Below are 12,928 nucleotides of genomic sequence, written 5' to 3' on the forward strand. Positions count from 1 at the left end.
CTGGCGGCCCGCCGCCGCTCGGCGAGCGGCCGATGGTGCTGGTCGCGGCGGTGGCGCTGGTCGATCCCGACGGCCGCGTGCTGATCGCCCAGCGGCCGGAAGGCAAGTCGATGGCCGGCCTCTGGGAATTCCCCGGCGGCAAGGTCGATGCCGGCGAGACGCCCGAGCATGCGCTGGTCCGCGAGCTGCACGAGGAGCTCGGCATCGAGACGGCGACGAGCTGCCTGGCGCCGATCGCCTTCGCCAGCCACGGCTACGAGAAGTTCCATTTGCTGATGCCGGTCTTCGCCTGCCGCAAATGGGCCGGCACGCCGCAGCCGCGCGAGGGCCAGGCGCTGAAGTGGGTGATGCCGGCCGAGCTCAGCCGCTATCCCATGCCGCCCGCCGACGTGCCTCTGGTGGCCCTGCTGCGCGATTTGCTCTGATCATGTTCCTCTCCCCCGCTAGCTAGGGGGAGGAGAAAGAACTCACGCCAGCGGCACGCCCTCGCGCCACTTTGTGAGGCGGCGGAAGATCACCGCCAGCGCCGTCGTCAGCAGCGCCGTGCCGCCGTAGGAGACCAGGGTCGAGACTGTCCAGGTGACGATCATGATGGCGCTCTCCGCGCCCAGCCGGTGGGTCAGCGCCAGAGACATGGCGATGGCAAGGCCGTTGGCCACCGAGCTGACCAGCAGGATCAGGAACAGGCTACCGATGATCGGCCAGCTGTTGCCGCGGCCGTAGGCCCACGAGCGGCGCGGCGACCACGGCAGATCGACCGCCGAGGCGGCGAGCCCGAAGCTCACCCGGAGCGCCAGCAGGAAGGAGGCGATGAAGCCCGCGCCGAGCGGCGTCGCCATCGCCTCGCGCCGCGCCGCCTCGGGATCGGTCGCGCCGCGGCCCAGCGTCATCGGGTCGATCGGCCCGATCACCAGCAACATCGCCGCCAGCAGCACGAAGGTGATGCCGGCGACCTGCAGGAGATGGCCGACGAACGCCGTCTCGCGCGTCGACCAGCCGAGCCCCGGCAGACGATCGACGCGCTCGGGCCCGAGCAGCACGACGCGGATCCAGGCGACCACGAACATGGTGGCGGGGATGGCGTCGAGCGCCTTCTCGACCAGGCCCGACATCAGGGTGGGCTCGATCACCGACCAGACGGCGATGCGCAGCAGCAGCGACAGGATCCACGGGATGGTGACGAGATGGAAGAACAGCCCGAGGCGGGCAAAGAAGAAGCCGAAGCTCTCGGACAGGATCTCGCCGACGGAAAGCCGCATCAATGTCCCGCCTTCTCGCCGGTGCTGATCTCGCGCGTGCCGAGCGCCTCGGCCAGCCGGTGTGCCGCGCTGCCGGGCCGCAGAGGCTTGGGCTGCGAGGCGTGCGGCGCCCAGCCATGCAGGAACAGGACCTCGAAGCTCGCCGCGATCCGGCCCGAGGGCAGCGCGAAACGCTCGCCGTAGATCTCGGCGGCGCGCAGCAGCGTGGCGCGCCGGCTGAAGCCGCGGCGGCGCTCGGCCACCAGGTTGCTCTCGCCCATGGCGCCCAGATCGCGCATCAGCGCGAGCGCATTCGCGTACTCGACATCGATCGTCTCGCAGTCGGCCACCGGCAGGGCGAAGCCCGCGCGCTGCAGTAGGCCCGCCGCGTCGCGCAGGTCGGCGAAGGGCGAGACCCGCGGGCTGAGCCCGCTTTCGACCTCGCTCTCGGCCGCGGCCAGCGCCTGGCGCAACTGCCACAGGGTGCCGCCACCCAGCATCGCCGCCAGGAAGAGTCCGTCCGGCCTCAAGATGCGTGCGATCTGGATCAGCGTGCCGGGCAGGTCGTTGACCCAGTGCAGGTCCATCGCGCTCAGCACCAGCTCGAACGAGTGGGGCGCGAAGGGCAGCGCCTCCTCGTCGGCGACCACGGTCGGGCCTTGCGCGGTGCGGGCGAAGCCGAGCCCCAGGTCGGCGCGCACCAATGTCTGGACAGTCGCGCGGCCGCCGAGTGCTGTGGCGATCTCGTCGCCGTGGCAGCCGAGATCGAGCGCCGTGCCGAAGCTGCGCCGCACGTCGTCCAGCCGCTCGACCAGGCGCGTCGCGATCTCGCGCTTGAGGAACGCATGGTCGTCCCAGCGGCGGGCGGCGCGCTCACGTCGCTGGCGCAAGGTGCCGCGGTCGAAGACGAGCAGGGGGTCGGTCGTCACGCCTGCGTATGTAGGGCGAAAGGACGGTGAAGGGTAGGGGATCGCCCTTTTGCCAACGCATTTGACTGCATCAATCCGAGCGATGCTGCTGCGTCTACTGGATGCGGTCCTGCCGCCGCTCTGCCTGGGGTGCAACGAAATTGTCGCCGAACCCGGCGCGCTGTGCGCGGCCTGCTGGCCGGCCTTCTCCTTCATCGCCGCGCCGCACTGCAGCCGTTGCGGCACGCCGTTCGCCGAGCCGGTCGGCCCCGTGGAGCACGGCAATGTGCAGTGCGGCGCCTGCCTGCGGCGGCCACCGCGCTTCCACAAGGCGCGGGCAGCGCTGGTCTACGACGACGAGAGCCGGCGGCTGGTGCTGCCCTTCAAGCACGGCGACCGGACCGACATGGCGCGCGCCTGCGGCCGCTGGATGGCGCGGGCCGGCAGCGAGCTGCTGGCCGAGGCCGAGCTGGTCGCGCCGGTGCCCTTGCATTGGCGGCGGTTGTTCAGCCGCCGCTACAATCAGGCGCTCCTGCTGGCGCGGGCGGTGGCGCGCCACGGCACGGCCGAGCTGGTCCCCGACCTGCTGCGGCGCGACCGCTGGACGGGCTCGCAGGGCAAGCTCCGGGCCGAGGAGCGCCGCCGCAACGTGCGCGCCGCCTTCGCGCTCCATCCGCGCTGGCGGGAATCGGTCAAGGGCAAGGCCGTTCTGCTGGTCGATGACGTGCTGACCACCGGGGCCACGGTCGATGCCTGCACGCTCGTCCTGCTGCGTGCCGGGGCGCGGCACGTTGACGTCCTGACGCTGGCGCGGGCTGTCCGCGCGGCGTAATAATCGCGGCAAGGAGTTTTCTGCATGGCCAAGATCGAGATCTACACCACGCCGTGGTGCGGCTACTGCGCCCGCGCCAAGGCCTTGCTGGAGAAGAAGGGCGCGGCCTACGAGGAAACCGACGTCATGGAAGACGCAGGTAAGCGCGGCGAGATGCGCGAGCGCTCCAGGCGCACGACCGTGCCGCAGATCTTCATCAACGGCCAGCATGTCGGCGGCTCCGACGAGCTCGCTGCCCTCGAGCAGGCCGGCAAGCTCGACGCATTGCTCGCCCAGCCGGGCTGACCAAGAGGCATCCCATGACCGCGTTCAAGGCTGGCCTGATCCAGAGCAACGTCAGCAACGAGATGGCCGAGAACGTGGCCTTCGTGCGCGCTGAGGCAAAACGCGCGCGCGATGCCGGCGCCGACTTCGTCATGACGCCGGAGAACACCGGCCTGATCGGCGCCAACCGCGCCGAGACGCTCGCCAAGGCACAGACGGAAGAAGAGCACGCGATGCTCGCGGCCTGCCGCTCTGCGGCGCGCGAGACCGGCGCCTGGTTCCTGCTCGGCTCGATCCATGTCCGCATGCCGGGCGAGGAGCAGATCCGCAACCGCTCCTACCTGATCGATTCCGACGGCGGCATCGTCGCGAGCTACGACAAGATCCACATGTTCGACGTCCAGCTCGCCGGCGGCGAGAGCTACCGCGAATCGTCGACCTTCAAGCCGGGCGAGCGCTCGGTGCTGGCCGAGACGCCGTGGGGCGTGCTCGGCATGACGATCTGCTACGACCTGCGCTTCCCCTATCTCTATCGCGACCTGGCGCATGCCGGCGCGACCATGCTGTCGATCCCGTCGTCGTTCACGGTGCCGACCGGCAAGGCGCACTGGCATACGCTGATGCGGGCGCGCGCGATCGAGACCGGCTGCTACGTCTTCGCGCCGGCCCAGGTCGGTACGCACAAGGGCTCGGGCCGCAAGACCTACGGCCATTCGGTGGCGGTTGCGCCGTGGGGCGAGGTGATCGCCGACGCCGGCGGCGAGAATGCGGGCTTCGTGATCGCCGATGTCGACCTCGCCAAGGTCGAGGAGGCGCGCAAGATGGTGCCGTCGCTGCAGCACGACCGGAAATACGCCCCGCCGGCGCTGGCCAAGCCGGTCGCCAGGGCCGCCGAGTAGCTCATCTCCAGAAGATCACGACGAAAATTTGCGGGCCGCGATCCGTTGCACCATCGCCATTGGGTCGCTGATCAGGCGGGCTTCGTAAGCCGTCACCGAGAACTTGCCGCGCACCAGTTCGAGCAGTTCGCCGTCCTTCAGCAGATGATCGGGCTTGCTGGGTTTCCCGAAGCGCTCGTTGCCTTCCATGAAGGTCTGGTAGAGCAGCACGCCGCCCGGCTCGATCGCGTCGAGCAGTGCCGGCATCAGCGGCCGATGCAGGTAGTTGGTGACGACCGCCGCGCCAAAGTGCCGAGTGAGGGGCCACGGGCTGCCATTTTCCAGGTCGGCGATCAGAGGCTCGATGTTGGCGTGCACGGGAAGGCGGCTGGTGTCGCGGTCGACGGCCACCACCTTGTTGCCGCGCTCGGCGAAGAACAGGGCATGACGGCCGCGGCCTGCGGCGAGGTCGAGCACGGCTGCCTCCGGCGCGACCAGGCCGGCCCACTGGACGATCCAGGGGAGTGGCGCCCCTCTTGCATCAGCAGCCATGAAACCCCATCATTCTTGGCACTCCCTCCGCGGGAGTGCCAACGCCGGAATTGCTTGTAGTTTCATGATTCTATACCGCCTGCGCTGCTCCAAGGGCCACGAGTTCGAAAGCTGGTTCAAGGACAGCAAGACCTACGAACGCCAGGAGAAGAAATCCCTGGTCGGCTGCGCCGTGTGCGGCGACGCCAAGGTGGCGCGCGCGATCATGGCGCCACGCATCGGCAAGAAGGGCAACGCAGTGGAGGTCGAGGCGCCGGCTCCGGCACCCGCTCCTGCGCCGACACCGGAGCAGCAGCAGATGGCGGCACTGGCGCGCAAGGTGCCCAAGGAGCTGCGCGAGGCGCTGATGAAGGTCCGGGCCGAGGTCGAGAAGAACTGCGAGCATGTCGGCGACAAGTTCGCCGAGGAAGCCCGCAAGATTCACTACGGCGAGAGCGACAAGCGCGGCATCTACGGCGAGACCAGCGACGAGGAAGCCGAGGCGCTGGCCGAGGAAGGCATCGAGTTCGGCCGCCTGCCCTGGATTCCCCGGGGCAATTAGTCATTCGGACCGCGGACCTCCAGGTCCGCGGTCCGAATGAGCGTTAGCGCTTCGCGCCTTTCAGGTTGAGCAGGTTGCCGCCGAGGATCAGCGCGGCACCCGCGGCCGTCAGCAGGTCGATGCGCTCGGCATAGACCAGCCAGCCGGTCAGCGCGGCGAGCGGCACGCGCAGGAAATCCATCGGCACCACGATCGTCGCATCGGCATGCAGCAGCGCCTGCGTCAGGCACCAGTGCGAGTAGGTGCCGCAGAAGCCGATCACCACCAGCCAGCCCCAGACAGAGGCCGACGGCCATTGCCACAAGGCGATGGCCGGGATCACGCCGAGCGCCGCCTGGATCATCACCATCCAGAACATGATGACGATGACGCGGTCGGTGCGGGTCAGCGACTTCACCAGCGTCACCGACATGGCGTAGCCGACCGCCGCCGCGAGGGCGATCAGCTGGCCGCTGCTGACCTCGCCGCCGAACGGCCGCACGATGACGACGACGCCGACCAGGCCGAGCACCACGGCGGTGTTCTTCCAGACACCCATGCGCTCGCCGAGGAAGGCGACCGCCAGGATCGCCGTCCAGATCGGCATGGTGAACTCGATCGAGATCACCTGGGCCAGCGGGATCAAAGTGAGCGCCAGGAGCCAGCAGCATTGCGCGCCGAAATGGACGATGTTGCGCAGGACATGGCGCTTGAGATTCGGCGTCTTCATCGTCCGGAAGCCGCCGTCGCGGCGGACCAGCGGATAGAGCAGCACGATGCCCATCAGCGAGCGCAGCTCCATCACCTGGAAGACGCTGATGCGGCTCGTCGCTTCGCGGCCCGCCACCGTCATCACGACGATGCAGGCGAGCCACCCTGCCATCCATGCCGCTGCCTTCGGGATGGACGATGACTTGGCGGCCTCAGCCACCGGCCTTGCTGCCGTACAGCATGTAGTTGACGTCGAGGTCGTGCTTGCTGAGCGACCAGTCGCGGCTGAGCGGGCTGTAGACCACGCCGACGATCTCCTGCGGCTCGACATAGGCGTGCCGCAGGCCACGCACGACCTCGGAGGGCTTCAGGAACTTGCGCCAGTCGTGGGTGCCGCGCGGCAGCCAGCGCATCACGTACTCGGCACCGGCGATCGCCAGCGCCCAGGCCTTGGCGGTACGATTCAGCGTCGACAGGAACACCAGGCCGCCCGGCTTGGCGAGGCGTCCGACCGACTGCAGGAACAGATCGACGTCGGCCACGTGCTCGACGATCTCGAGGGCCAGCACGACGTCGAACTGCTGCCCGGCCTCGGCCAGGGCCTCGGCCGTGGCCTCGCGATAGTCGATGGCGAGGTCCTGTCCGGCCGCGTGCAGCCGGGCGGTCGCGATGTTGCGGTCGGCGGCGTCGATGCCGGTCACCCGGGCGCCCAGCCGCGCCATCGGCTCGCAGATCAGCCCGCCGCCGCAGCCGATATCGAGCAGGGACAGGCCCTGCAGGGGCGCGCCCGACAGGGCGTCGCGCTGCCAATGCGCCGCGGCGCGGTCGCGGATGAAGCCCAGGCGGAGCGGGTTAAGTCGATGCAATGGCGCGAACTTGCCGCGCGGGTCCCACCACTCCTCCGCGATGCGCGCGAAACGCTCGATCTCCGCCAGATCGACGGTCGAACCCGTCGGGATATGCGCCGATTCAGCCATGGTCGCCCTTGACCCACTATACGCCCCCGGTGTCTATACCCCGCTTTCGAGCAGGTCCATGGCGCGCATCGTTCTCAAATTCGGCGGCACTTCGGTCGGCGACACCGATCGCATCAAGAACGTGGCGCGCAAGGTCAAAGGCGAGGTTGACCGCGGCAACGAGGTCGCCGTCGTTGTCTCGGCCATGTCGGGCGCCACCAACCAGCTGGTCAAATGGGTCAACGACATCGCGCCGCTGCATGACGCGCGCGAATACGACGTCGTGGTCGCGACCGGCGAGCAGGTCACCATCGGACTGCTGGCGCTCGCCCTGCAGCAGCTCGACGTCAACTCGCGCTCCTACACCTCGTGGCAGATCCCGATCAAGACCGACGCCGCTTTCGGCAAGGCGCGCATCCAGGACATCGATACCGGCGCCATGGTGCGGCGCATGCAGGAAGGCGAGGTGCCGATCGTGCCGGGTTTCCAGGGCGTGGCGCCGGACGGCCGCATCACCACGCTCGGCCGCGGCGGCTCGGACACCTCGGCGGTGGCGCTGGCGGCGGCGCTCAAGGCCGACCGCTGCGACATCTACACCGACGTCGACGGCGTCTATACGACCGATCCCCGGATCGTGGAGAAGGCGCAGAAGATCGACCGGGTCACCTACGAAGAGATGCTCGAGATGGCGTCGCAGGGCTCCAAGGTCCTGCAGACGCGGTCGGTCGAGCTGGCGATGAACCATCATGTGCGCGTGCAGGTCCTGTCGTCGTTCGACGAGGCCCTGGGCAGCGATCTGCCCGGCACGCTGGTTGTGGACGAGGAAGAGATCATGGCCCAGGGGCTCGAGAAGTCAGTCGTGAGCGGCATCGCCTTCGCCAAGGACGAGGCCAAGATCACGGTCACCCACGTGCCCGACCGGCCGGGCGTCGCGGCGGCGATCTTCGGCCCGCTGGCCGAGGCCAACATCAACGTCGACATGATCGTGCAGAACGTGTCGATCGACGGCAGCTCGACCGACATCACCTTCACCGTGCCGCGCGCCGATCTCGCCCGCGCGGTCGAGCGGCTGGAGAAGGCCAAGACGGAGCTGAAGTTCGCCGAGGCCAAGGCCGACACCAACGTCGCCAAGATCTCGGTGATCGGCGTCGGCATGCGCAGCCATGCCGGTGTCGCCCTCAAGATGTTCGAGACCCTGGCCGCCAAGGGGATAAACATCCAGGTGATCTCGACCTCGGAGATCAAGGTGAGCGTCCTGGTCTCGGCCGAGTACACCGAGCTTGCCGTGCGTGCACTGCACGCCGCCTACGAACTCGACGCGGCGTAAGCCTCGCATAAGCCTACCTTTCATAAGGTTCCCTCATGCGGGTGGCGAATTAGCCGGTAGCCCGTTCGGCACCCATCTTGCTATAAGCGGGCCATGCTCGGCCGGCGCCAACATATGACCGCCCAGAAAGTCCGCCCCTCGGCGGCTTGGCGCGTTTGTGCCTGCATTATCGACCGCAGCTTCGTCGTCATCCGACTCAAGCACCTCGCGGTCTGACCATGGAGAGAGGGACTCCCCTGGCCGGACCGCGAATGCTCCTCAAGCGGCTCCGGGACACGATGGCGCGTGGTGGTACGCCCGAGGAAACCTTGGGCGAGGTCGTGCGCCTGGTCGCCAACGAGATGGTGGCCGAGGTGTGCTCGATCTACCTGCTGCGCGCCGGCGAGGTGCTCGAGCTGTTCGCGACACAGGGCCTGAATCCGTCGGCTGTGCACCGCACCCGGCTGCGGGTCGGCGAGGGCCTGGTCGGCGACATCGCCGCCCACGCGCGGTCGCTGGCGCTCGATGACGCACAGGCCCATCCGCAATTCGCCTATCGTCCGGAGACGGGTGAAGAGATCTACCACTCGCTTGCCGGCGTGCCGATCGTGCGCGCCGGCCGCGTGCTCGGCGTCCTGGTCGTGCAGAACCGCACCCGCCGCCAGTACGACGAAGAAGAGATCGAGACGCTGCAGACCATCGCCATGGTGCTGGCGGAGATGGTCGCGGCGCAGCACATCGTCAGCCCCAACGAGGTGCAGCAGGTCGACGGCCTCGGCCTCCTGCCGTTGCGCATCGACGGCGTGCAGCTCACGCCCGGCGTCGCGATCGGGCACGCCGTGCTGCACGAGCCGCGCATCGTCATCCAGAAGGTGGTGGCCGAGGACAGTGCCGCCGAGCAGATCCGCTTCGACGAGGCGCTCTCCGCCGTGCGCGACGACGTCGACCGCATGCTCGAGGCGCACGACATGCAGTCGGGCGAGCAGCGCGAGATCCTCGAGACCTTTCGCATGTTCGTCGACGACCGCGGCTGGATCGAGCGGGTCCGCGAGGCGATCGCCTCGGGCCTCACCGCCGAGGCCGCCGTGCAGCGCGCCTTCGACGACGTGCGCGCGCGGCTCGGCCAGTCGACCGATCCCTATATCCGCGAGCGGCTCTCCGACCTGCAGGATCTCACCAACCGCGTGCAGCTGCGCCTGACCGGCCGCGCCGCGCTCGATCCCAGCAGCCTGCCCGAGGACATGATCGTGATCGCGCGCGACATGGGCCCGGCCGAGCTGCTCGACTACGACCGCACCCGGCTGCGCGCGCTGGTGCTCGAGGAAGGCTCGGCGATGAGCCATGTCACGATCGTGGCGCGCGCGCTCGACATCCCGGTGGTCGGCCGCGCGCCCGACGTGCTGTCGCGCGTCGAGCCGGGCGATCCGATCATCGTCGACGGCGACCATGCCCAGGTGCTGGTGCGGCCGGCCGAGGACATCGTCCAGACCATCGATGCCGCGATCGAGGCGCGCGTCGAGCGCCAGCGCAAGTACGCCGCCCTGCGCGAGTACCCTTCGGCGACGCGCGACCAGGCGCGCGTCGGCTTGCAGATGAACGCGGGCCTCCTGATCGACATGCAGCATCTCGAGGAAACCGGCGCCGACGGCGTCGGTCTCTATCGCACCGAGATCCCGTTCATGGTGCGTTCGGAGTTTCCCGACGTCGATGCCCAGGCTTGGCTCTACAGCCGTGTGCTCGATGTCGCCGACGGCAAGCCGGTGACCTTCCGTACCCTCGATGTCGGCGGCGACAAGGTGCTGCCCTATGTCGGCGCCTTCGGCGACGACAACCCGGCGATGGGCTGGCGGGCGATCCGCATCGGCCTCGATCGGCCGGCGATGCTGCGCCGGCAGTTGCGGGCGCTGATCCAGGCGGCCAACGGCCGGCCCCTGTCGGTGATGTTCCCGATGATCGCCGAGGTCGCCGAGCTCACGGGCGCACGCAAGCTGCTCGACCTCGAGCTTGACCGCGCCAAGCGGCGCGGCCTCGCCCTGCCGGAGCGGCTGCGGGTCGGCGTGATGTTCGAGGTGCCGGCCCTGGCGTGGCAGCTCGACAGTCTACTGCCGTACGTCGACTTCATCTCGGTCGGCACCAACGATTTGTTGCAATTTTTGTACGCGGCCGACCGCGGGAATACGCGCTTGTCCGGCCGCTACGATTCCTTGTCCCCCGCGCTGCTGCGGCTACTACACTTTGTGGTTGAGAAGACCCGGCCGGCCGGCGTCGACCTGTCGGTGTGCGGCGAGATGGCGGGCCGTCCGGTCGAGGCGCTGGCGCTGCTGGCGGTCGGCGTGCGCACGCTGTCGATGGTGCCAGGCGCAATCGGACCGGTGAAGGCCATGGTTCGTTCGCTTGATCTGAACGAAGCGAGCGCATTCCTCGCCTCAGTTTTGACACAGCCGGATCGGCCTTTGCGCGAGACGCTGCGATTGTTCGCAGCCGATCATGCGGTCGAAATTTAGCAATTAAAACCGAATCGCTTTTGCTCCTTCAAAAGGCCTCTGCTAAAACACGATTATTGGCATCAGAGGGGGCTCATGCCGGACCAAGTCGATTGGCGGAGCATGGAGCGTGACGTTTCACCGGGCCGTGCAGTCGGTCGTTTGTTGAGGGATCAGCGCGCCGCGCGTGATCTTTCCATCGACGACGTCGCCGCGCGCCTTCGCATTCGCGGCCGCTATCTCGAGGCGATCGAACAGGGCCGGTTCGATCAGCTGCCGGGCGCTGCGTACATTCCGGCGTTCCTGCGCGCCTACGCCAACTTCCTCGGTCTCGATGCCGACAAGGTGATGACCGCGTACCAGCTCTCCGGCCCGGTGCCGATCGAGCGGCCGGTCACGCTGCCCGCCGATTTCCCGATCGTCGAGAAGCGCGCGCCGGTCGGCCTCGCCGTGCTCACGGTGCTGCTGGTGATCGGCGCCGGCTACGCGGTGTGGCAGTACATGCCGCGCCAGGAGGCGGTCGTCAGCCAGAAGGTGCCGCCGGTGCCCGATCGCCTGCTCGCGAACCAGGCGCCTGCGACCCCGCCCGCCGCTCAGCCGGCCGCGCCTGCTATCGAGCAGGCCGCGACACCGCCCGCCGCCCAGCCTGCCGCGCCGCCGGTCCAGGACGCGCGCACGCCGCCGCCGACGCCGGCGGTTCCGCCCGCCAACGAGATGTGGCCGGCGCCCAAACAGGAGACCGCGGCCAAGCCCGCCAACCCGATGCCGGCCGTCAGCTCGGCCCCGGCGCAGCCGCCGGTCGTGATGCCGTCGCCCGGCCAGGCCCAGGCCGCGCAGGCGCCGGTCGTCGAGGCGCCCCGCGCGGCGCTCGCCCCGAACGCAGTGGCCGTGCAGCCGCTGCCGCCGCAACAGGAAGCCGCGGCGCCGCCGCCCGTTCTGCTGGCGACGCCGGCAGCGGCGTCGGACACCAGGGTGGTTGCGCGCACCAACAGCTGGATCGAGTTGCGCGGTCCCGCCGGCGACGTCCTGACGCAGACCTATGTCCGCGCCGGCGAAAGCTACGTCGTTCCTGCGGGTATCTCCTACCGTCTGATCGACGCCCGCTAGCCATTTTTCGGTAGCTGGATAAGCGGCGGCACCGCGAGTAGATTGCCGCGCCATGAGCATTCGCCCCTATCGCGATATCGTGCGCCGCAAGTCGCGGCGGGTCATGGTCGGCTCCGTGCCGGTCGGCGACGGCGCGCCGATCACCGTGCAGACCATGACCAACACGCTGACCGCCGACGCCGACGCCACGATCGCGCAGATCAAGCGCTGCGAGGAGGCGGGCGTCGACATCATCCGCGTCTCATGCCCCGACGAGGACTCGACGGCCGCGCTGCACAGGATCGTCAAGGCGAGCCGCGTGCCGATCGTGGCCGATATCCATTTCCACTATAAGCGCGCCCTCGAGGCGGCCGACGCGGGCGCCGCTTGCCTGCGCATCAATCCCGGCAACATCGGCAGCGCCGACCGCGTACGCGAGGTCATCAAGGCGGCCAAGGACCATGGCGTCTCGATGCGCATCGGCGTCAATGCGGGCTCCCTGGAGAAGGACCTGCTGGAGAAGTACGGCGAGCCCTGCCCGGAGGCGATGGTCGAGAGCGCGCTCGATCATGCGCGCATCCTGCAGGACCACGACTTCCACGACTTCAAGATCAGCGTGAAGGCGTCCGACGTCTTCCTCGCGGTCGCGGCCTACCAGCAGCTCGCCGACGCCTGCGACTACCCCTTGCATGTCGGCGTCACCGAGGCGGGCGGCACGCGCACCGGCACGGTGAAGTCCTCGATCGGCATCGGCTCGCTTCTGTGGGCCGGCATCGGCGACACCATCCGCGTCTCGCTCTCGGCCGAGCCCGAGGAAGAGGTGCGCGTCGGCTTCGAGATGCTGAAGGCGCTCAACCTGCGCCATCGCGGGGTCAACATCATCTCCTGCCCGTCCTGCGCGCGCCAGCAGTACGACGTCATCAAGACCGTCGAGGCGCTGGAGAAGCGCGTCGCCCACATCACCACGCCGATGACGGTGTCGGTGATCGGCTGCGTCGTGAACGGTCCGGGCGAGGCGCGCGAGACCGACATCGGCTTCACCGGCGGAGGCAACGGCACGCACCAGGTCTACATCGCGGGCGTGCCGCACCACCGGCTGAAGGACGCTGGCATCGTCGATCACCTGGTCGAGCTGATCGAGAGGAAGGCGGCGGAGATCGAGGCCGGGCGACATAAGATCGCCGCCGAGTAGCG

At 68.8% G+C, this 12,928-nt stretch carries 14 protein-coding genes; 9 read left to right on the forward strand and 5 right to left on the reverse strand.

From position 1 onward, the window contains the following. Window positions 1–32 precede the first annotated feature (32 nt). On the forward strand, window positions 33–425 hold the full coding sequence (mutT, locus tag J0J01_RS04820; RefSeq protein ID WP_296379100.1) for an 8-oxo-dGTP diphosphatase MutT: 393 nt from the start codon (window positions 33–35) through the stop codon (window positions 423–425). A 42-nt stretch (window positions 426–467) separates the two neighbouring features. Here mutT and J0J01_RS04825 read toward each other — a convergent pair whose 3' ends face one another. Then, on the reverse strand, window positions 468–1,259 hold the full coding sequence (locus tag J0J01_RS04825; RefSeq protein ID WP_296379078.1) for a hypothetical protein: 792 nt from the start codon (window positions 1,257–1,259) through the stop codon (window positions 468–470). Continuing rightward, the gene (locus tag J0J01_RS04830) at window positions 1,259–2,167 is read right to left on the reverse strand and encodes a methyltransferase domain-containing protein (protein WP_296379079.1); all 909 of its coding nucleotides are present in this window, start codon (window positions 2,165–2,167) and stop codon (window positions 1,259–1,261) included. The genes J0J01_RS04825 and J0J01_RS04830 overlap by 1 nt, the downstream gene beginning before the upstream one ends. Before the next feature lie 82 nt (window positions 2,168–2,249). On the opposite strand from J0J01_RS04830, the gene J0J01_RS04835 reads away from it, so the two are divergent. The 3 genes from J0J01_RS04835 to J0J01_RS04845 are packed head-to-tail and all read left to right on the forward strand — an operon-like array spanning window position 2,250 to window position 4,141. Continuing rightward, window positions 2,250–2,978: a ComF family protein gene (locus J0J01_RS04835; protein ID WP_296379080.1), complete on the forward strand. Its 729-nt coding sequence runs from the start codon at window positions 2,250–2,252 to the stop codon at window positions 2,976–2,978. A gap of 24 nt (window positions 2,979–3,002) precedes the next feature. Then, window positions 3,003–3,263 (forward strand): glutaredoxin 3, encoded by a 261-nt coding sequence (gene grxC, locus J0J01_RS04840; protein WP_296379081.1) that lies wholly within the window; start codon window positions 3,003–3,005, stop codon window positions 3,261–3,263. 14 nt (window positions 3,264–3,277) lie between these two features. After that, on the forward strand, window positions 3,278–4,141 hold the full coding sequence (locus J0J01_RS04845; RefSeq protein ID WP_296379083.1) for a carbon-nitrogen hydrolase family protein: 864 nt from the start codon (window positions 3,278–3,280) through the stop codon (window positions 4,139–4,141). A gap of 15 nt (window positions 4,142–4,156) precedes the next feature. On the opposite strand, the gene J0J01_RS04850 is transcribed toward J0J01_RS04845, so the two are convergent. Then, on the reverse strand, window positions 4,157–4,597 hold the full coding sequence (locus J0J01_RS04850; protein ID WP_296379084.1) for a class I SAM-dependent methyltransferase: 441 nt from the start codon (window positions 4,595–4,597) through the stop codon (window positions 4,157–4,159). A 139-nt stretch (window positions 4,598–4,736) separates the two neighbouring features. Here J0J01_RS04850 and J0J01_RS04855 point away from each other — a divergent pair, with 139 nt between their 5' ends. Continuing rightward, window positions 4,737–5,213: a DUF1178 family protein gene (locus tag J0J01_RS04855; protein WP_296379085.1), complete on the forward strand. Its 477-nt coding sequence runs from the start codon at window positions 4,737–4,739 to the stop codon at window positions 5,211–5,213. 43 nt (window positions 5,214–5,256) lie between these two features. Here J0J01_RS04855 and J0J01_RS04860 read toward each other — a convergent pair whose 3' ends face one another. Continuing rightward, a complete protein-coding gene (locus J0J01_RS04860; RefSeq protein ID WP_296379086.1) occupies window positions 5,257–6,075 on the reverse strand; it encodes a DMT family transporter in 819 nt (272 codons plus the stop codon). A 40-nt stretch (window positions 6,076–6,115) separates the two neighbouring features. After that, entirely contained in the window at window positions 6,116–6,880 is a 765-nt protein-coding gene (gene ubiG / locus J0J01_RS04865; protein WP_296379087.1) for a bifunctional 2-polyprenyl-6-hydroxyphenol methylase/3-demethylubiquinol 3-O-methyltransferase UbiG, read from the reverse strand. Between the two features lie 58 nt (window positions 6,881–6,938). Here ubiG and J0J01_RS04870 point away from each other — a divergent pair, with 58 nt between their 5' ends. The 4 genes from J0J01_RS04870 to ispG all read left to right on the forward strand — a co-directional run bounded on the left by J0J01_RS04870 (window position 6,939) and on the right by ispG (window position 12,926). Further along, a complete protein-coding gene (locus J0J01_RS04870) occupies window positions 6,939–8,186 on the forward strand; it encodes an aspartate kinase (protein ID WP_296379088.1) in 1,248 nt (415 codons plus the stop codon). Between the two features lie 278 nt (window positions 8,187–8,464). After that, window positions 8,465–10,669 (forward strand): phosphoenolpyruvate--protein phosphotransferase, encoded by a 2,205-nt coding sequence (gene ptsP, locus J0J01_RS04875; protein WP_296379089.1) that lies wholly within the window; start codon window positions 8,465–8,467, stop codon window positions 10,667–10,669. Between the two features lie 144 nt (window positions 10,670–10,813). Continuing rightward, window positions 10,814–11,755 (forward strand): helix-turn-helix domain-containing protein, encoded by a 942-nt coding sequence (locus J0J01_RS04880; RefSeq protein WP_296379090.1) that lies wholly within the window; start codon window positions 10,814–10,816, stop codon window positions 11,753–11,755. Window positions 11,756–11,807: 52 nt separating this feature from the next. Then, window positions 11,808–12,926, forward strand: coding sequence for a flavodoxin-dependent (E)-4-hydroxy-3-methylbut-2-enyl-diphosphate synthase (ispG, locus tag J0J01_RS04885; protein WP_296379091.1), 1,119 nt, complete (start codon window positions 11,808–11,810; stop codon window positions 12,924–12,926). The last annotated feature ends 2 nt before the right edge of the window (window positions 12,927–12,928 follow it).

The organism is Reyranella sp., assembly GCF_017305915.1.
Taxonomy (GTDB): domain Bacteria; phylum Pseudomonadota; class Alphaproteobacteria; order Reyranellales; family Reyranellaceae; genus Reyranella.